At 60.0% G+C, this 19,652-nt stretch carries 17 protein-coding genes; 4 read left to right on the top strand and 13 right to left on the bottom strand.

Annotation, left to right across the window (positions count from 1 at the left end; translation table 11 throughout):
- Window positions 1–55 precede the first annotated feature (55 nt).
- Together BJ917_RS04295 and BJ917_RS04290 are read left to right on the top strand one after the other, a co-directional pair.
- On the top strand, window positions 56–526 hold the full coding sequence (locus BJ917_RS04295; protein ID WP_121102164.1) for an anti-virulence regulator CigR family protein: 471 nt from the start codon (window positions 56–58) through the stop codon (window positions 524–526).
- A 130-nt stretch (window positions 527–656) separates the two neighbouring features.
- Window positions 657–1,151: a hypothetical protein gene (locus tag BJ917_RS04290; RefSeq protein WP_121102161.1), complete on the top strand. Its 495-nt coding sequence runs from the start codon at window positions 657–659 to the stop codon at window positions 1,149–1,151.
- Window positions 1,152–1,363: 212 nt separating this feature from the next.
- On the opposite strand, the gene BJ917_RS04285 is transcribed toward BJ917_RS04290, so the two are convergent.
- Window positions 1,364–2,293, bottom strand: a complete 930-nt coding sequence (locus BJ917_RS04285) for an alpha/beta fold hydrolase (protein WP_121102158.1) — start codon at window positions 2,291–2,293, stop codon at window positions 1,364–1,366.
- A gap of 656 nt (window positions 2,294–2,949) precedes the next feature.
- Between BJ917_RS04285 and BJ917_RS04280 the strand changes: the two genes are divergently transcribed.
- Window positions 2,950–3,756, top strand: a complete 807-nt coding sequence (locus BJ917_RS04280) for a hypothetical protein (protein WP_121102155.1) — start codon at window positions 2,950–2,952, stop codon at window positions 3,754–3,756.
- A 41-nt stretch (window positions 3,757–3,797) separates the two neighbouring features.
- Here the strand turns inward: BJ917_RS04280 and BJ917_RS04275 are convergent, their stop codons facing one another.
- Entirely contained in the window at window positions 3,798–4,535 is a 738-nt protein-coding gene (locus BJ917_RS04275; RefSeq protein WP_096510739.1) for a hypothetical protein, read from the bottom strand.
- Between the two features lie 193 nt (window positions 4,536–4,728).
- A complete protein-coding gene (locus BJ917_RS04270; RefSeq protein WP_096510741.1) occupies window positions 4,729–4,977 on the bottom strand; it encodes a hypothetical protein in 249 nt (82 codons plus the stop codon).
- Window positions 4,978–5,278: 301 nt separating this feature from the next.
- Here BJ917_RS04270 and BJ917_RS04265 point away from each other — a divergent pair, with 301 nt between their 5' ends.
- Entirely contained in the window at window positions 5,279–5,947 is a 669-nt protein-coding gene (locus tag BJ917_RS04265) for an ATPase (RefSeq protein WP_096510743.1), read from the top strand.
- 22 nt (window positions 5,948–5,969) lie between these two features.
- On the opposite strand, the gene BJ917_RS04260 is transcribed toward BJ917_RS04265, so the two are convergent.
- The 10 genes from BJ917_RS04260 to BJ917_RS04210 all read right to left on the bottom strand — a co-directional run bounded on the left by BJ917_RS04260 (window position 5,970) and on the right by BJ917_RS04210 (window position 19,649).
- The gene (locus BJ917_RS04260) at window positions 5,970–7,445 is read right to left on the bottom strand and encodes a family 16 glycosylhydrolase (protein ID WP_172901598.1); all 1,476 of its coding nucleotides are present in this window, start codon (window positions 7,443–7,445) and stop codon (window positions 5,970–5,972) included.
- A gap of 12 nt (window positions 7,446–7,457) precedes the next feature.
- A complete protein-coding gene (galE, locus tag BJ917_RS04255; protein ID WP_096510746.1) occupies window positions 7,458–8,513 on the bottom strand; it encodes a UDP-glucose 4-epimerase GalE in 1,056 nt (351 codons plus the stop codon).
- Between the two features lie 43 nt (window positions 8,514–8,556).
- A complete protein-coding gene (locus tag BJ917_RS04250) occupies window positions 8,557–9,975 on the bottom strand; it encodes an oligosaccharide flippase family protein (protein WP_121102152.1) in 1,419 nt (472 codons plus the stop codon).
- Between the two features lie 41 nt (window positions 9,976–10,016).
- Window positions 10,017–10,952 carry a glycosyltransferase family 2 protein gene (locus tag BJ917_RS04245; protein WP_096510749.1) on the bottom strand — a complete coding sequence of 312 codons (936 nt, stop codon included), beginning with the start codon at window positions 10,950–10,952 and terminating at the stop codon, window positions 10,017–10,019.
- On the bottom strand, window positions 10,946–12,286 hold the full coding sequence (locus BJ917_RS04240) for an O-antigen ligase (RefSeq protein ID WP_121102149.1): 1,341 nt from the start codon (window positions 12,284–12,286) through the stop codon (window positions 10,946–10,948). The genes BJ917_RS04245 and BJ917_RS04240 overlap by 7 nt, the downstream gene beginning before the upstream one ends.
- Window positions 12,283–13,395 (bottom strand): glycosyltransferase, encoded by a 1,113-nt coding sequence (locus BJ917_RS04235; RefSeq protein WP_121102146.1) that lies wholly within the window; start codon window positions 13,393–13,395, stop codon window positions 12,283–12,285. Before BJ917_RS04235 ends, BJ917_RS04240 begins: the two co-directional genes overlap by 4 nt.
- Window positions 13,392–15,200, bottom strand: a complete 1,809-nt coding sequence (locus BJ917_RS32190) for a WecB/TagA/CpsF family glycosyltransferase (RefSeq protein ID WP_256658497.1) — start codon at window positions 15,198–15,200, stop codon at window positions 13,392–13,394. The genes BJ917_RS04235 and BJ917_RS32190 overlap by 4 nt, the downstream gene beginning before the upstream one ends.
- Window positions 15,201–15,298: 98 nt before the next feature.
- Window positions 15,299–16,690, bottom strand: coding sequence for an undecaprenyl-phosphate glucose phosphotransferase (locus BJ917_RS04220; RefSeq protein WP_256658496.1), 1,392 nt, complete (start codon window positions 16,688–16,690; stop codon window positions 15,299–15,301).
- A gap of 104 nt (window positions 16,691–16,794) precedes the next feature.
- Window positions 16,795–19,113 carry a polysaccharide biosynthesis tyrosine autokinase gene (locus BJ917_RS04215; RefSeq protein ID WP_121102144.1) on the bottom strand — a complete coding sequence of 773 codons (2,319 nt, stop codon included), beginning with the start codon at window positions 19,111–19,113 and terminating at the stop codon, window positions 16,795–16,797.
- Window positions 19,114–19,115: 2 nt separating this feature from the next.
- The gene (locus tag BJ917_RS04210; RefSeq protein WP_096510757.1) at window positions 19,116–19,649 is read right to left on the bottom strand and encodes a polysaccharide biosynthesis/export family protein; all 534 of its coding nucleotides are present in this window, start codon (window positions 19,647–19,649) and stop codon (window positions 19,116–19,118) included.
- Window positions 19,650–19,652 lie beyond the last annotated feature (3 nt).

The following is a 19,652-nucleotide window of genomic DNA, read 5'->3' as shown; positions in this document are numbered from 1 at the left end:
GTCTTCAACAACGTCTAAAGTTCACAGCAATTGGCCTGCCTTGAAGGAACGACTCATGCACAGATCCCGCTCATTGATCGCAGCTGTTACATGCCTTGCAATGGTCACCGGCCCAGTGACCGCATGGGCCGATCCCGGCAATGGAAAGGGCCAGGGTAATGCCAAGGGAAACCCGCAAAATACGCAGGACCACGGCAACCAGGGCGGACATGGAAATAAAGGTAAAAAGTCAGGGGGCAGTGATTGGGATCATGGCCCGAGTATCGATCGCGCCGGCGTTCTCGGGATTGTCGGTGGCTATCGCGACTATTGGACGCCTGGTCCGGCCTTGCCTCCCGGCATTCAAAAGAACCTCGCTCGAGGCAAACCGCTGCCACCGGGGATTGCCAAAAAGCTCGATGGTCGGTTGATCGGCAGATTGCCACATTATGACGGGTACGAATGGCAACAGGCAGGCACGGACTTGATTTTGGTCGCGCTGGCCACCGGGCTCATTTATGAAGTGCTCAACGGGGCTTTTGATTAGCGTTTGAGGGGCGAGGCGATTCGACCACATTCTCGAAAGCGACGTTTGGGCACCGGCTGTCGCGAGCGTTTGAACTGTCAGGGGGTTATCGCGTCATACAGCACGCGAAATCAATCCTACGGAAGCAATCATGCTTTTAAACAAAAAAAGTCTCGCCGCCGTCCTGTCCTGCGCCCTGATGCTCGCAGCCGCTCCATTACTGCCCGCTAACCTGTCCATCATCAATTCCGCACACGCTAAAGATGGTGGTGGTGGTGGTGGTGGCCACGGCGGAGGCAATGGTGGCGGAAACGCTGGCGGAAATGGTGGTGGTCATGGTGCAGGCGTGGGTGGCGGGCGCAACGGCTCGGATCACGCCGGCAACTCCACCAGCAATGGTCATGGCAAAGGACTGGCCAGCGATCACGCCGGCAAGGCTACTCGCAACCACGGCATCAGCGGCAATCACTTTGGCAGTCAGCGCAATGACGATAACGGGCATGGCACAACGACGTCCGGTATCGCCCATTCCAAAGATACCCGCGGCCTCTCCAAAGCCCGCGCCATTGCGGCCACGACCCCGGGCGACCACAATGCGAAAGGGTTGAGCAAGACTGGCATGACGGGCACGAAGAAATCCCATTGAGCAAGTGCTTGTTACGTCTTTGAGCAAGTGCAGCAACGCCCGGATGAACAGCGTAGGCAACCAAAAAAAACCGCAGCGATGCGGTTTTTTTGTGCCCGAAATGCCCCGAAAAACCCACAGCCGGATTTGTTCGGGCAGATGGCGGAAAGCTATAGGGCCCGCTGGCCTTGGCTCAGAATTAAAACGACATGAGTGGGGATGAATTATGGCGATCAAGGCGTAGTCGCAGGCGCCTGACCAGCAATAAAGTTACGAATCGCCGCAATAGTCTGTGTCGGCGCTTCTTCCATCAACCAATGCCCGGCCCCCGGTATTACCACCTCCGTGACCTTGTCCGCGGCGTTACGCATCACGATCGCTTCATTGCTCCCAAAGGACTTCTCCCCGCCGACTGCCAGCACCGGCATCTTCAACCGCGTCGCCATCGACGCCTTGTTGTCGACCTCATCCTGACGAATGCTGCGAAATTGCGCGAAGGCTGCGTGCATGTAGCCGGGGCGGGCATAGAGCTTGGCGTAGTGCTGGCGGATCTCTGCATCGACCTTGGCGGGATCGCCCGCGAACTCGTTCCAGAAGCGGTCCAGATAAATCCGCTCCCGGCCGGCTACCAATCGTTCCATATCCGGTCCACCGAAGTCGAAATGCCACAGCATCGGTGAGCGGACAATCTCGTTCCACGGTGGAATGCCCGGCACTGGCGCATCCATCACCACCAGACGATCAGTACGCTCCGGATAACGCGAGGCATAGGCGAACGCGACCATGGTGCCGATGTCGTGACCGATGACCACCGAATGCTCGATCTTCAACGCCGCCAACACCCCACGAATATCGCCGGCCTGGGTCTTCTTGTCATAACCGCCGTCGGGAATCGACGACAAACCCATTCCGCGCAGGTCCGGTACCACCACCGTGTGATCCCGTGCCAGATCGGCGGCCAGCGGTGCCCACATATCGCCGGTGTCGCCGAATCCGTGCAGCAGCACCACAGCCGGGCCTTTGCCGCCGATGCGTACGTGCATGGTTGCGCCTTCGACGGGGATGTCCTGGGTGCGAAAGGAGGTAGGGAAGGGGGTGACCGCAGCGTGTGCCGGAAGGCTCAAAGCGAACAGCGTCAATGCGGTCAGCAGGAGGCGGGGCATAGTGAGTTCCAGTGTGTGGAAATAGTCGGGTCTTGCGGCAGGGAGTTGGATCCTGTGGGGTGAGCGTAGACGGTCTGGTTGAAAGCGTTGCCTCATAAAGGGGGGCAGATAGATTCAATAAAGGATGGTGTACATATCCGTTTCTTCGGTTTCAGATAATAAGTTTGTCGACTGAGCCACCCTTTTCGCTGGCAAGCCAGCTCCTACAGTTTGGTCCGAGGTATATCCACAACAGCCAGGTCGGCTGCCAGGCCGCATCGCTTTGGCTTTTCGCGGTGTTCGCCCGCTCGAGAGACCGAGTGGAGATTCTCTGTAGGAGCAAGCTTGCTCGCGATGGACGTCAACGATAACGCGTGCTGTCTGAATGATCGCGTTGTCCAGACGTTTTTCGCGAGCAAGCTCGCTCCTACATGAAGCAGAATCCGGGCGATGCTGGTGACGGTGTTGATGTCGTTTTCGGCGTTACGGATTTTACAGCCCTCCAGATTTGAACGTTCGTCGGATGTCAGGTTGCTATCAGTGCAATCGCCTCCCGATCCCATCACGGCTGCTACGCTTGCTCGTTGCAACGCCCGAGCCTGTTTCTGGCTCACGTTGCAGGTGTATTCACGGAGTACGACATCTATTCCTGTCGGCAACCTGCACGGAGGCAGGCGATGGAGATCAAACGAATGGTCGATTCGAGTGCGGCTGAAATTCCCGAGCCCCTCGATCGCGAAGAGATGGAGCGGGTGCTGGCGTCGTTGCTGGCCAGCCCCTTGTTTGCCAAGTCCAGGCGGATGGGCGGTCTGTTGCGTTTTCTGGTGGAGCACGACCTGCAGTCTTCCCATTCACCGCTTACCGAGCACGCCATCGGCATCGCGGTGTTTCGTCGTGATCCGGCGATTTACTGCACCGGCGACGATCCGGTGGTGCGGGTGCAGGTGGGGCGATTACGGCGCAAGCTCGCGGCGCATTACGCCACCAGCGGTCAGCAGGACCCGGTGCGCTTGAGCATTCCGCTCGGTTGTTATCGCCTGGCGTATCAGCGGCTGCGACCTAAGGGGATCGGCGTACGCCATCCGGTGCTGCAGATCCAGCCGTTTACTTGCATCACCCGCGATGGCGATGACTTCACCCGTGGCTTGTGCGAGGAGTTGAGTTGTCGCTTGTTCGAGTCGTTCGAACAGGCGCAGACCGGGAGCAGCCATGTGTTGATGCGGGTGGCACGCAACAGCGTGCAAGCGCCGGACCCCAAGCGTGGCGGTCGCTACAGCTATTGCCTGGAGGGCAGCGTGCGGGTGGAACCGGCGCGGGTACGGGCATCGTTGCGGTTGGTGGATGTGTCGCAGGGGCGGATTCGCTGGTCGGCGCAGTTCGATCGCAATCAGCCTTATGGCATTGCGACCCAGGAGGATTTGGCGGAGTCGATCTGTCGCTCGCTGACAGGGTATTTCGCTGGCAGCGCAATGGACGACAACTGAAGGGAAGGGGCAACCCTGTGGTTGCCCCCCCGGTGCTTGGGTCAGATGGTTTTCCACTTACCGTCTTCGTAAAGGCGACCGGCGGTGTTTTCGAAAGTCAGGTCGATTTCGATCGCCTTGGAGCGTGAGGAACTGAACATGGTGCTCGTCTGCACGTTTTGTTCGAACCACACGAGGATGGTTTCGACCGGGGTCAGCACGGTATTGCCGGTCACCACTGGATTGACCGCCACATAGATGGGCGTGCTGACCTGGTTGCCATCGATACCGGTGGACAATTGGTTGACCCCTGGGTGAATCGGCGCGTAGTTGTTCACGAATGTAAACGAAGTGTCTGGCCCCCCCGTCACCGCCTGGCTCAACAGGCCCGAATCGGCGAGCGTCGAGGTTTGACCCAGACCGATGTTGACGATGTTGGTCGAGACTTTGACTTGCACGTTTTCCTTGAACACATTGGACGCGAACAGCTGATATTGCGGAGTCCAGCTGAATTCGTTGTTGCTCAGGTAAGCGACATAGGACTGCCAGACCACGTTGTAGTCTTCGTCACCCACTTTCTTGGCAAAACACAGTTTGTAGCCGGACTTCTTGAGCAAAGTCAGATCGCCGGAGGCAATCTCGATGGTGACGACTTTTTGTGTCGCCGCAAGGGTGGACCTCAGTACCTTGTTGTAATCCTGCGCCTTCAGTTGCGTTGCACCCATGATCGACTTGACGGCTTCTTGCACATCATTGTGAAGCTGCTGGCTGTGTTGGCTGACAGCGATGGATTTGCTCATGGTTTCCCTCTTCCTTGGTGGTGTGTTGGGCAATCAATGGGCGGTGGGCAGTCAGCCCTGTCGATCCATTGAGGGCTTCACTCTAGGCGCAGGGGGCAGGGTGGCTAAGTGTCTTGGCGTTACAGGCAGGTAACGCGGTTGTATCAACGCGCAGAAACAGCAGGGCGGTTGTTCGACCGCCCTGCTGGGATCATCAGGCAGCCGAACTGTTGGCCGCCGCGTCGGCCCAGACGAAATTCCAGCTGTTTTGCTTGCCGTCCGCCACCTTCCTCAGATTGTTCTGATACGTGTTGTGGTTGACGGTACCGGTAAACGTCAGTTTACGGGCCGCGTTGTCCCCGGTTACCTCAATCGGTGTACCGCCAGAATCAGTCATGGCTTTTTTCATGTCTGCCCCCGATGGGGCGCTTTTGTCGTTTTTCTCAACGGTTACGAAATGCATGATTCACCTCTTCCGTGATGGGGGGATCGGCGCAGGGCAGGGCCGGCAGGCCGTTAACCCTGAAAACCCACCGAAGGCCCTACTGTATTGACCGGTCCGGCGGTGCAGAAGTGACAACAGGGGCGCTGAGGTAACAAGCGGGAAACAGTGACGTATCAAGCGCGGTTCGTTTCAAGAGGAGCTATCCTCATAACTACCATTCATTCCATCGATACCCATCATTAAAGAATGCAAGTTCTGTTTTTCTGTCATCAGAGGAGGATAGGGTCATACCTATCTCGCCATTGAAGGAATCAGCGCGATGAGAATGTCGACCTTGCTGGCTTTTATCGCCGTGTTCAGCGGCAGCGTGGCGGCTACCGCACCGGCGGTGGCTGCCGATTTGTCCTGCCGTTTCCTGCCGATCGCCGACAGCGCTGCGAGTTTGCAGCAGGCGAAATCCGTGGCGGTGCTGTACAGCGAAAACACCCTCAATACCCAGCAATACCTTGAGAGCTACCACGCGGTGGCGGTCAAGGGGGCGCAGAATCCCGAGATGAATTCGCAGATCGCCAAGGCGTTCGTCGACAGCTCCGATCCGCAGCGGGCGATCAATTGGTTGATGGGGTCGTTACAGAAGGAATTCGCTTCGGTGACGGTCTACGACAACCTCGACGCGGCGGTGCAGGCCCATCCGGATGTGGTGGTGATGCTCGACACCTACAACCGCCTGGTGTCCAAACGCAACAACCAGGTCGAAGCGCGGTTTATCGCCAAGTTCTACGATGCCGACCTGCAATACATCGGTCAGGCCGAAGGCGCGCAGGCACAGCAGATGCCGTCGGTGTGGGTGCATGGCAAGGCCGCGCCGCAGATCGCCGCGCAGATCAATCAGCAAACCGAATTGCAAGTGCATGCGCTGAAGCAGTTCGATGCGTCGTTGAAGGCACTGGTCACCGCCGGTACTGTCGCTCACGTCGCCAGCAATTAACCTGCGATCCAGTCCCCGGCGACTAATTACCGCGCCGCCAGACCTTGATGTAGTCGATGCTGAAGGTCGAGGGCAGATCAGCATCGTTGACCACGCCGAACCAATCCCACATGGCTTCGCTGTCGAAGACGATTTGCATCGGGAAGAACCAGTGACTGTTCTTCGCTTCCCTGACCAGCACGCCATCGACGTACCAGCGCAGGGTGGTGGGCTGCCAGTCCAGACCATACACATGAAAGGCGGCGGCGAAGCGCCAGGGGCTGGTCCAGCTGCCGCCTTCGCTGAAGTGCGCGGTACTGGTCGGCGTCGCCCAGACGTGGGCGTTCATGTTGTACAAGCGGTCGAATCTGGCGTCTTTGGTTTTGCCGCCGATCTCGAAAATGTCGATTTCCGTGGCGTTGTCGGCAAGCCCCGTCCATGCCAGCCAGAATGCGCTGGAACCCGCCGAATTCATGGGCCTGGCCCGGGCCTCGTAGTAGCCGTAATCGCCGCGTTCAATGGTGCGGACCATGGCGCTGGTGTAGTCCTTGAAGCCCAGGCGCAGGTATTTGTCGGGCAAGGCCTGCTTGCGGAAGGTGATGTTCAGATAACCATTGCTGACACGGGCGTTGTCGGGGGTGAAGAGTGCCGGTTTGCGTCCCAGTGAATCGGTGCCGGTGGCGTCGTTGACGTGCCAGCGTTTAGGGTCGAGGGCAGTGCCGTTGAAATCGTCGGTGAAGCGCGTGTCCAGTCGCCAGTGGCCGGCATTGGCCTGATCGGACAGTGGCAGGTTGGGGTGGGTGTGCTGCGGCACCGGGCCGAGCGGACCGGTTCGGGTCCAGGCCTTGGCTTGCGGCGGGATGGCGACCGACCATTTTTTCGCCAGGTACTCAAACGCTGCCTGACGCTCGGCCTGAGTGGACAACGGGCGGTCGTACACCAGCACTTCAGCGATGTCGCCGCGCAGGATTTCAGAGGTGCCCACCACATTGCGGCCCACGGCGAGGGGGCCGATCGGCACATCGCTGCTTTCGAGGAAGGCAAGCGTGGGCTCGTAGGCGGTGGTCTGTTGCACGCTGATGCCGAAGTTCGGCGCCACGTTGTCGTTGTCGGCCCGGTGCGGACGCGAACTGAACAGGCGCTGCCAGGCCTTGCCACCGGCCTGTTCCGGCAGTCGCCGCGACACGATCAACAGCGTGACCGGACCTTTTGCCGTGCGCAACGCCTTGGCGCTGAACGCCGCCGAACCCTTCAATCGCACCACGGCATGACCGTTGAGGGCATTGCTCACATAGTCGGGCCGTGCGCTGGCCGATGCTTCGTCCGTGGTCACAGGGTTGTTCCGGGCGGATTTGTCCTTCCAGCGCAGCACGCGGTGATGTTCATCGAGGCTGATGCTCGAGGCATCGGCCGCGTCGAGCCACAGCACCAGGCCATCGGCGGGGGGGCGGGCGGGCGCCGCTGTCGCCTCGAACATCATGGTTGCCAGAATAACGATGAGTAGACACTCCCTGATCATGTCCAGGCTCCCTTACTTCATGGCCACCGTTGCCGGCAGCTCGAGCCGGGAATGGTACCCATAGGGGTTGCGTGACTGCCATCGCCAGGTGTCCATGATCATCTGTTCCAGATTACGTCGTGCGCACCAGCCCAGGTCGCGTCCGGCCTTGCTGGGGTCGGCCCAGCATTGGGCAATGTCACCGGCACGGCGCGGGGCGAAATGGTAGGGGATGTTGATGCCGGTCACGTCTTCGAAACTGTGGATGATCTGCAAAACGCTGTAACCGGTGCCGGTGCCCAGATTCCAGATATGGATGCCGGGGCTGTGCTGCAGTATCTGCAACGCCTTCAGGTGACCTTCGGCCACATCGACCACATGGATGTAATCGCGCACGCAGGTGCCATCGACGGTGGGGTAGTCGTTGCCGTACACGATGAGTTCGGGGAGCCGCCCGATGGCGACCTGGGTCAGACAGGGCAACAGGTTGTTGGGCCGGCCATGGGGGTCTTCGCCGATCAAGCCGCTTTCGTGCGCGCCGATCGGGTTGAAATAGCGCAACAGCGCGATGCTCCAGCGCGGGTCGGATTGCGCCAGGTCTTCGAGCAGTTCTTCGATCATCAGCTTGCTTCGGCCATAGGGGTTGACCGGTTTGCCCGTGCCCAGGTCTTCGGCAATCGGTGTGTGCACGGGGTCGCCGTAAACCGTGGCCGAAGAGCTGAACACCAGTTTGAATACGTGCGCCCTGGCCATGGCCTGGCACAGGTTCAACGTACCGACCACGTTGTTGGCGTAATACTCCAGCGGTTTTTGCAGGCTTTCGGCAACGGATTTCAGGCTGGAGAAATGCACCACGGCATCGATGTCGTAATGATCGAAAATGTCTTCGAGCAAGGCGCTGTCGCGCACATCGCCTTCGATGAAGTCGACATGTCGATGCGTCAGATGCTCAAGACGGGTGATCGACTCCCGACAACTGTTGCAGAGGTTATCGAGCAGCACCACCGGGTGGCCGGCATCAATGAGGGTCAGCGTAGTATGGGAGCCGATGTAACCGGCCCCGCCAGTAACCAGCGTGGTTTTACGCATGATGGGGCGTTCCTGTCACAGTGGGATTTCGGGGGGAATGGGTTCAGCGGGTGGTAAATACCGATTTGAATTCCTGGGGCCAGCGCGGGTGCAACAGGCTGTACACCAGCCCATAGGTCAGCGCGCCGATGCCGATGCTGCAGATCAGGTGCACAACCCCGTGCACCTGCAGCCGTGGCGTCAGCAACAGCACCGCTGCGGCCATGACCAGCGAGGCGCTGACACTGCGGTAGCTGGAGGCGAAAAACGTATCCCAGCCATAGCCGATGGCAGTGTTCAGGCCGCGGATCTGCAACGGCGTGACGATCACCATGCGCAGCAGTAGCGCCAAGGCCGCCGCCATGCCTTCATACAGTGGCCCCAGGCCGTAAACCAGCGCCAGCGCCAGCAAGGTGGTGCCCACCTCCGCCTTGAGGGTCAGGTGCGTGCGGTTGACGGCTACCAGCGCGGTGGTGGCGTACATGGCGGTATTGCCGATGGCGGCAGTACAGGCCAGTACTTGCAGCAGGGGAATCGCGTCTGCCCATTTGGCACCGAAGATCAGCAGGATGATGTCCGCTGCGGTGACGGCGATACCGATGAACACCGGGGTAAGCAGGAAGCCGCTGACGGCTGTCGAGTCGCTGATGAAGACGATCAATCGCGGCGGTTCGGCGCTGCGCCTGGCGAATGCCGGCAGTGCGTAACTCATCAAGCCGTTGTAGAACGCCGTGCGCGGCAAATCGATGATGCGCAGTGCCAGGTTGAACATGCCGACGGCGTGGGTGCCGGCCGTGATGCCGAGCACCACATTGACCCCGCGCTGAAGGGTCTGCGAGCTCAAGGTGTTGATGGCCACCGGCAGGCCGGCCGCCAGCAGCTCACGCAGGAACGGCCCGTCAATCACCCATGGGATGCGACGTCGGTCGCCGACCATCAGCACCACGATGGAAACGAATTCCATGACCAGTGCCTGGGCAATCACCGCCCAGGCGCCCCCTCCCCAGAGCGCCACGGCAATGCCGACTACGCCGCCGAGCACCTTGCCCAGCAGCGTACGCGAAGCCAGCATGCGGAAATTGCTGCTGCGGCGCATTTGCGCGACATAAACCCGCGCCATCATGGTGAACAGGATTTTCACTGACGCCACTGCCGTCATCCATTGCAGGGCGGCGGAATCGAGCCATAGCACCGCCACACCTGTAATGATTGCGATGGATACGAGGCTGGTCAGTACCGCCACCCAGAACGCCGTGGCGATGCGTCGGTCATCCAGGCGCTCGAGCCGCACCAGCGGGTCTTCCAGCACGGAGGAATAGAGGATGCCGATCATTTCGACGCTGGCGATGATGACGGTGCCCACCCCCAGTTCTTCCGGCGACAAGAGCCTGGCATAAACGACAAAGGTGAACATCGACAAGAAAATAAGGCCGAATTTCTCGGTGAAGATCCAGGTCAGTGTGACGAGACGTTGATTGGCCATGGGGTAAACCCGGGCAGACGTTCGATAGAGGGGTAATCGCTTCAGGACACCTTGCGCAGCGTCTTGAGCCGCGCATAAAGGTAGCGCAGGGTCGGCTTGCCATTGAAGAAAATCAATGCCTGCCAGGAGTGCCCTAGCATCTGTCGGAACACCTGGATCACCTGCGCATGGTCGCCGCGCCGGGAGAAGGCATTGAGGAAGTCGGCATGGTTGGCCAGCACGAAATGGATTCGCTGTTGCCGGGTCATTCTTGCGCCGTAGCGCGCCAGGAACAGCTCGATGAATTTGACTTTGTACGGGTAGTATTTTTGCGGCTGGGCGGTGATGTTGCCGCTGTCGACCCCGCGCCGGTGCAGGGTCTGCGGCACGGTGTGGATTTCCCAGTGCTCGGCAATCCGCGTCCACAGCAGGCGGTCTTCGGCAAAGCGCAAGGAAGCATCGAAACCGCCCAGGGCGCAGACCACTTCACGCACCACCAGCACGCCGGAGGTCCCGTTGATGACATTCTCGCGCATGAAATCGGCAAAGTGATGACCGCATTTACGCCGTTCTTCCCGTTGCTGTTTGCCGTCGCTGAACACACTCAGCTGGTAGCAATCGATCAATCCGACCGAATGCCCCTGGGCCGTCAACCGCTCATACAGCGCCAGCTGCATTTCCAGTTTTTGCGGATGCCACTGGTCATCGGCATCGAGGAAGGCAATGAAGGTTTGCTCGGCGGCGAAGATGCCAGCGTTGCGTGCGCAGGCGGGGCCCTGGTTGGTTTGCTGCAACAAGGTCAGGCGAAAAGGTGCGACAAAGTCCCTGACCCGTTGTGCGCCGTCATCGCTGGAGCCGTCGTCGACGACGATCACCTGCTCGGGTTGACGGGTTTGCTGGATCAGGGACGCGAGGGTCTTTTCAATGGTGCTGGCGGCGTTGTACATCGGAATGACCACGCACACCGAAGCCGGTGAGGAAGGCGCGTCTTTCAACATGGGTCTTTCTCCTTGGCGACGACCCTGGCACTGGCGCCACTGTATACGCTGCGTTGTGCCTTCGGCTGCAACTCTGCGCTCCGCCTGGCAACGCTGCGTCCGGCGTGGTGATGCCGGAAGGACAACGCCAGGATGCAGAACACCAGAAACTCCGCGGAGCGGTAATTGGGGATCACATACGCCACGTAGTTGGTGACGATGAACAGACCGATGATCACCAGGGCACTGGCGCGGTACTGGGCCGACTGGCCCGCCGTCACCGCGCGATATTGTTTGACCAGCGCTTCAGCCAGCATCAGGCCCAACGCTGTCAATTGCACCACGCCACCGTTGAGCAGGGTTTCCATGTAGCCGCTGTGGGCGTTGCCGATGTAACCCCAGCGAGTGATGAACGCGTCGGCGTCGGGACTGGACCAGAAGGCACCAAAGCCGTAGCCCCTGACAAATTCGGCATCGATGAACGGGGCCAGCAGTTCCCAGATCTGCAGGCGGTCGGTCAGTGACGGATCGCGTCCGACCATCTCCAGCAATAGCGTGTAATTGCCGTAGAGAAACAGACAGATCAGCAAGTAAAGAACGGTGGTCGCGAAGAACGCCAGCAGCGAGCGGTTGATACGCAGGCGGATCATCGTCAGAAAGTACCAGTAGCTCGCCGAACCGGCGCAAATCAGCGCCAGCCCCGTCGCGGATTGAGCGAGTCCGATGGCGACCAGCGAGCACAGTGCACTGAATATGGCCCAGGGATTGTGTCGGCGGATCATGGGCAGCAGCAGCACAATGGCGATGGCATTGATTCGCGCCCCGGCATTTTTTTCCGGGAAGATCCCCTTGAACGCGCCGTCGCGAATGCCCCCGGAAATGAAGGCGATATCCGGCAGGATCAGGGCGCAGATCAACCCGATGAGCGCCGCAACGCCGAGGGTGCAGCCGAGCATGAAGCTGATTTTTTCGAGGCTGTAGTTATAGGCGACGTACCCGCCGAAAAACACCACGCTCATCAAGGCTACAAAGCGTTTGAGGCTGAGCACCGGGTCCTGGGACCAACTGATCGACGCGGCAACGCAGAGCACGAACAGCAGCAAAAAGGCGTTCTGACGGTAAAAGCTCTTGCTGAGGAATACCTTGTGGCGGATGAAAAAAAACAGCGGCACCAGCAGGGTGATCAGGCCGCAGACCTGATTCACGACGTTACCCTCAAGGTCACGCTGGGCATCGTCCAGGCTTGAGGCGTTGCCCAGACTGGAAAAAAAACTGATCACCTGCATGTAAAACAGCACGCCGAACAACGTGAACATGTCGCGCAGGGTGGTGAGCCGGACTTGCAATGTGTTCATGGCGGTGCACTCCCGAGCAAGGCGTTCAGGTAGGTCTTCACCGCCCGGGCATTCATGAAGCGGGCGGCGGCATCGATACGTGTCTGGCGCCGGGTGTCGCTGGTGGCGCTGAGTTGATCGCTGATTGCCTGCGCCAGGGCCGCGGGGTCATCGACTGCCACCAGCGGCGCGACTGCACCGTCGTCGAGAATGTCCTGCGGGCCATGCGGGCATCGAGTCGCTATCACAGGTGTTCCGGTGGCCAGGGCTTCGACCAGCGCATTCGGGCTGCCTTCGAAACGCGACGACAAGACAAAGCAATCGGCCGCCGCGACTTGCGCCATGGGATCAGGGGTGTAGCCCGGCAAGTCGACCCGATCGGCCACGCCCAGCGCGCGGGCCTGATCGAGCAATTGAGCCCGGAGCGTGCCGTCTCCGAAGATAATCAATCGCACCGTGCGCTGCGGCAGTCGGGCGAACGCATCGATCAGGGTGTCGAAACCTTTCTGGTGGGCCAGGCGCCCCACGGCGACGATCACCGGCATGGTTTTTACCCGCAGCCAGTGATGTTCCGGAGCGGGCAGCAGCCTTTCGCGAAAATCATTGTCCAGCACCGGGTTGTCGGCAATGGTGACGTCGCGCCGGCGGGCCAGGGTGGTCTGCACCAGATCCTCGGCAACCCCCCGTGACACACAGATCACCGGATTGGGGATGAGCCGGTACAGCAGCGGCGCCACCCAATAGGCCAGCCGTACCCGCAGAGACGGGTTGACGTGTTTGTCGTGGGAGAACGCGTTGCGTTCGCTGACATGCAGGCGGGACAGGGTCCCGGACAGCGCCGCAGCGGCAATCGCCACCACGTTGACATGGGTGAGGGCGGCCAATTGCGCATCGAAACGATTGTGCCGCAGAAATTGCGCCAGGGCCGGCACAGCATTCGCGCTGCGACCGCTGTGCAATTCGACCTGCTTGACCCGCGGGTCGAGGCCCGCGGCATTTATACCGCCGCCGGTGAGCATTAACAGGGTCACGTCATTGCCTGCATCGACCAGTGCACCGGCGAGGCGCGTCATCATCTTCTCGGCACCCCCTGCGCCGAGGTCATGCAGAATGATCAGCAGTTTCTTCATTGATTCCAGACCTGGTAGTACGCCTCGGCGGCCTGATGACTGCTGTACTGTCGAACCGCCTCCGCCGCGCCGCGACCGGCCGGGGCGTCCTGGCCATCCGCAGTCAGGCTGTGCAGCATGCCTTCTGCCAGGGCCGCCACATCATTGACCTTCACCAGGCGCCCGAGCCGGCCGTGATCGAGCAACTCCCGGGGACCGCTGCCGCTATCACAGGCCAACGTCGGCGTACCCAGCGCCAGGGCTTCGATCAGCACCGTTGGCAACCCTTCATGAAAGGAACTCAGGATCAGCAGTCGGGCGTGCCGGATCAGTGGATAGGGATTGCTCAGAAAACCGGTGAAATGCACACGGTCGGCAACGCCCAGGCGTAGTGCCTGAGCGGTCAGGGCGGCACGTTCCGGGCCGTCCCCGGCGATCACCAGATCCGGCAACGGTTGTGTGCCGGTCAACGCCAGGGCATAGGCATCGAGCAACAGATGAAAGCCCTTGGGTTGCACCAACCTTCCCATGCCCAGCCAATAGCTGGAGGGCAAACCGTCCGGCAAGGGAGCCTGTGCGGCATTGAGCATGTATTCGGTGATCACGGCATTGGGGCAGTAGCGAATGCGCTGGCGTCCCCAGGGCATCAGGTCGGCGAGGCCCTGGCGCAGGCCATCGGATACCGCGACGACCTTGCCATTGCCGCACAGGTACAAAGCGTAGAGCAGGCGCAGACTGACGGGCCCGGTCTTCTGTTCCGCACAATCAAGTGCCGCGTGACGGGCATAAATGACGCGGCACGGACTGTTCAATGTGGCGAACCAAGTGCAGAGGTTAGCTTGCTCCTTGGCGGCAATCAGATGAGTGATGCCTTCACGGTCGATGATCCGACGCAACTGGAGGATGGACTTGAGCAGGCCCTTGAAACCCTTGCCGCCGCCCTGGAACAGCGTCGCGCCTTCCTGCTCCGGTGTATCGCCGTTCATGACAAAAAAACCGACCTGATGCCCCTCCTTGAGAAATTGTTCGGCCAGGCGCTGCTGGACACTCTCGACACCGCCGCCGGGGGTGAAATCCTTGAGAATGAACAGAATCTTCATGCGGGCTTCGCGGCAATCAGGGGGCAGCAGATCAATGGCCACCTTGTGCCGGGCGATCATTGCCCACAGGTGCAGGAAATTGCCCGGATAGTCGATGAGGTAGCGTTTGATGGTGTGCGGCTCGCGATACATGCGGTAGAACGCGCGCAGGTGCAGGCGGTTGATGACGTCGGGATAGTAGTTGTGGGTGGCCGTGGCTTCTTGCCGGATGAAGCCACCGCAGGTGAATGCCACCCCGCCATAGCCCTGGCTCAGGGCGTCCTCGACGAATTGTTCTTGCAGTCCCGCGCCCAGGCTGGTGATCAGGATGTCCGCGGCGCTGTCACGAATGTCGGCATGAATTTGCTGTGCCTGCGCCGTATCGAAGTAACCGTCGTGAAAACCGGCGATTTGCAAGTGCGGATAACGGACCCTGATCTTGTGCAGGAACAGGTCCAGTTCCACTTGTCGGGCACCGACAAAATACACGCGACGACCTTGTTGTTCGGCAAGGCGCAGCACCGGGTCGGCGATGGAGGTGAAGTCGAAACTGACCCGTTCCACAGGCCGGCCGGTGATCCTGGACATGAACGCCGACAACAGCATGCCGTCGCAAAAATAGCTGACGTTGCTGCCCTCGGCACGATGGAAGAGGCTGCCGATGGAGGCAAAGTTGATGAAGGAATAAGCCTTGTTGGTCTTGAGCAGACCGGGAGTGAACCGCTCGACTAAATTGAGCCTGATCATTGCCTGACGCCTTCATTATTATTGGGGAGTCTGCCGGCCTACTGAGCATCAGGTGGAACCACGATGTTTCAGACGGATCGATCCACGTGGACACAACGTCAGTAGATGTCTTTGGAGAACAGGGTGAAGGGCGTCTTGGCCAGAATCTTGATGTCCAGCCACAACGACCATTGGTTGATGTAGTTGAGGTCCTGGGCGACGCGCAGCTGCATTTTCTCAAGGGTCTCGGTTTCACCCCGATGCCCGGTGATCTGCGCCAGCCCGGTAATGCCGGGTTTGAGCCGATGACGGGCCATGTAGGCGCGCACCTTGCCGGTGTAGTAGACGTTGTGTGTGACAGCATGCGGGCGGGGGCCGACCAGGGCCATCTGGCCGAACAGCACGTTGAACAATTGCGGCAATTCGTCGATGGACGTGCGGCGCAGAAAGCGTCCGAGCGGGGTGACGCGGTCATCGTCGCGCGTGGCCTGGCGCACCTGTTGATCGTCGTGCACGCGCATCGAACGAAACTTCCAGACCGTGATGATCTCGGCGTCGTGACCGTGACGGTTCTGCTTGAACAGCACAGGGCCGGGCGAAGTGAGCTTGATGGCGATGGCCACGCCCAGCAGCAGCGGGCTGAGCACTACAATCGAGATAGCCGCCAGGCTGCGCTCGAACAGATCCTTGCAAAGCAGGCTGCCGGGATGCGAACTGATCAGGCTTTCATTGAGGTAGATCGCCGGCATGCGCTCGATTTCGGAGATCGATTGGTTGAGCAATACCATGCTGCCCAGGTCCGGGATCCACACCACGTCGACGTTCATGTCCAGCAGGTCGATGTACAAGGCTTCGATGATCGCGGCCTGCGCCATTGGCAGGACGATGTAGACCCGGCGAATCTCCATCTGCGCGAGGATGTCGCGGATCTCGCTGATGCGGCCCAGTAGCGGCAACACGCTGGGTGCGGGACCGTCGACGTCATCGGTGGCGATAAACCCCAGTACCCGCGCATGCTCCGGTTGAGTGAGTTTACGCGCCAGCTCGGCGGCGGTCGGGCAGGTACCGATGATCACCGATCGGCGCGCGTTGCAGACTTTGCGCATATACCGACGGGCGAACCAGTGCAATGGCAGGAAGATCACGGCCTGGGCCAGAAAGCCCGCCACGGCCCAGACGATGATGACCTGGCGCGAGAACCTGACGCTGGTCTGGGTGACGAACGCAATCGCCATCAACACTGCCAGCAGGATCAGCCACGCGGCGAGCAAGTGACCGAGACCGGCCAACAGGCCAAACCGTTTGTGATAAACCTGCATCGTGCTGTAAATCGGTATGGAGCCAAGCACGGTGAGGATCATCAGCACGCGGTAGTCGCTGGTCAGGCTGCCGACGCGCCAATGCACGAGCAGCATGAGCAGCAGGTTGATCACAAGCATCGCGCACAGCCACTGACCCCAAAACAGCAGGCCTCGGCGATGCGCCATTTGAGTGGTGATTTGCGGAGTCATGGCCTCAATCTCCAGACATGAGTGATGCACCATCGCCGCTACGGGTGTGGCTGATGCGATCTGACAGAGATGAACAGCAGGCAAACAAGCGGTGCGCCTGGTCGTTACCTGGGCACGTAGTCGTAGTTGTAGAAAGTTTCCGAGTGGCTGTAGCCGTACTTGCGCGCCTTGCGCAGATCGACCTGGTTGAGCACGGCGCCGAACATCGGCACGTGGCTTTGTTGCAGTATGGCGAGGTACTTCTGCACCTGGCCGACAGGAGTGCTGTCGGCCTTGACCACGTAGATCACGGCGTCCGAGTGTTGAGCCAGCAATAACGCATCGCTGACCATTTCTGCCGGCGGTGAATCGATGATGATGTGCCGGTAACGTGTCTTGAGCACTTCGAGCATGCGCGCCAGGCGCGGGGAGCACAGCAAGTCCTGGGGCGGCGGCTGGCGTGATGGATCGATATGCGTCAGTCGGGGTGGCAGGCGCGGTGAGCTGAACAGATCCAGCGACGGTGACGAAATGTTACCGGCGGGCAACATGTCGAGATTTCCCACGGTGCGAATGCAGTCTTCGAGCCGTGCCGTACCGGCAATCACATTAGCCAGGCCGAGGCAGTCCGGTGGGAAATCGAAGTTCAGCGACAGGGTGGGTTGACGCATGTCCGCATCGATCAGCAGCACGCGCTCCAGCGGCGTGAGCGAGCACGCGAGGTTGTTGGCGATGGTACTTTTGCCTTCTTCGGCGACGGTCGAAGTTACCAGTACGACCTGCAATGGGGTTTCGGTTTCACTGCTTTGCAACATCAACCAGGCGCGCAGGTTGCGAATGGTTTCGGAAAAACGCGGGTTGACGTTGTCATCGAACAGGCGCGCCAGTTGCCGACGGCTTTTCTTCGCCACCAGCGGCACCACGCTGAGCAGCGGAATGTTGAGGGTGCTTTCGATGGTTTCATCGGTTTTGAAGGTGTTGCTCAGCGACTCGAACAAGAAAGCCAATACCACGCCGACCACCCCGGCCAGCAGGGCGACAATCGCCACAATCAGGGTCTTGCGCGGTTTGCTGGCTTCCAGCGGCACGATAGCGGGGTCGACGATGCGCGCCTTGGTCGAGTCCATGTCCGCGGTGGCCGCGGTTTCCTTCAGGCGAGTAATGAAGGTTTCATACAGCGCCCGGCTGCTGTCGACTTCACGCTGAAATTCGCGCAACTGGAATTCCTTGCGCGAGATGTCCTGGATCTGCGACTTGTTGGTGTTAAAGGATTTACGCAGCGCATCTTCACTGGCCACCGCCAGTTGATATTGGTGCTCGATACCGGAAATCACTTGCTTGACCTGGAGGCGCAGGCTTTCTGTCGCCGTGCGTAGCTCCGAGCGGGCGGAGATCAGGGACGGGTGTTTCGGACCATACCGCACCGACAGCTCCTCGACCTTGGCTTGCGCCTTGGCCAGCTCGGCCTGGAATTGCTGGACCAGCGGGTTGGCAAGCACCGCGGGGACACTGGACAACTTGTTCAAGTCACCGTTACTCAGCCCCTGCACCTGACGGTACTGGCTTTCGGCTTCCGCCCGGTTACGGCGGGCGTCGATCATCCGGTTGCCGGTCATTTGCAGTTCGTTGGCACTGATGGTGGCAACCCCGTCGACATCCACCAGACCCTGTTGTTCACGGTAGGCCTGCAGTTTGTCCTCGGCCTTGCGCAGGTTGTCGCGCAGCTCTATCAGGCGAGTGTTCATCCAGCTGGTAGTGGTCTGCGAAGATTTCTGGCTGGTATCGGACTGACTGTCGAGAAAGCCCTGGGCCAGCGCGTTTGCGGCGGCTGCGGCCAATTGGGGGTCTGGCAGTTCCACGTCGATCTCGATCAACTGACTCTTGCCGACAAATTTGACGCTGGTATGGCGCATGAGGTCTTGCGTGACCTGATTGAAGATGTCTTCTTCAGTGGGCGTTGTCGTCGCCGGTATCAGGAAATCCAACCCCGGCAGCCACTGGTCGCGATTGAGATCGGCCAGCCACTGCCGAGGGTTGAACAAGGGTTGTGGCTGCTGGCGGGGGTCCGTCACCGGGTTGGTCGTCAGCTTGAGCGTCCTGACCGCCCGCTCGGCCAGGTCCCGCGATTGCAGGAGCGCCAGTTGCGTCTGCAGATAGTCGGGTGTCGGGCTGCCCTTTTCGGTCGTTTGCTGGAAGTTCAGCAAGGGCGGTGTGGGGTCCTTGATCAGCAGGGTGGTGCTGCCGACGTACTGCGGGGTGATGGTCATCACCACCGCGATGGCCAGTGCGACGCTCAGCAGTACCCATAATCCGATGTTCCATTTGGCACGCCAGATCACCCTCCAGAGTTTGAGCAGGTCAATGGTGTCCTTTTCTTCACCGTGTTGCACGGGGGCAGACGCTTGAAGCGGACGTTCGACGTAAGTGCTAGGGCTGTTGTCCATGATTAGAAAAAGCCTTGTGCAATGGAAATGGTGTCACCGGGAGCGATCGCGGTGTTGCGGGTTATGTTCTCGGTCAGCGTCTGGCCGCCGTCGCCGCGCACGATCGTTACACGCTTGATCGACGCTCGTTCGGTCAGGCCGCCTCCCAGGGCGATGGCCTTGTCCAGGGTCAGCCCCGGTACGAACGGATAACTGCCGGGTTTCTGTACTTCGCCGTTGATGTAAAAGGCGCGGTATTCGATTTGGCTGAGGCTGACTTTGGGATCGACCAGATAACCTTGTTTAAGCCCGTCGACGATGATTTTTTCGACCTGGTTGGGGGTCAGGCCCTTGGCAGAAATTTCCCCCAGGAACGGGTAGGAAAAGGTCCCCGCGTCGTTGAGGCGAATCCGTTTGAGACTCAATTCCGGCTCGCCGAAAACGGTAATGCGCAGAACGTCGCCCGCCGCCAGTTTGTATTCGGTGCCGGGTTCGCCGGCGTGGGAGACGGGCGTCAGACAAAACACGAGCAACAGGCCAAAGATGCGTGTGTTCATGGG

Source organism: Pseudomonas sp. WPR_5_2, assembly GCF_003634475.1.
Taxonomy (GTDB): domain Bacteria; phylum Pseudomonadota; class Gammaproteobacteria; order Pseudomonadales; family Pseudomonadaceae; genus Aquipseudomonas; species Aquipseudomonas izuensis.
The sequence above is the reverse complement of the archived record's forward strand: the minus strand, read 5'-3'. Positions and strand labels throughout refer to the sequence as shown.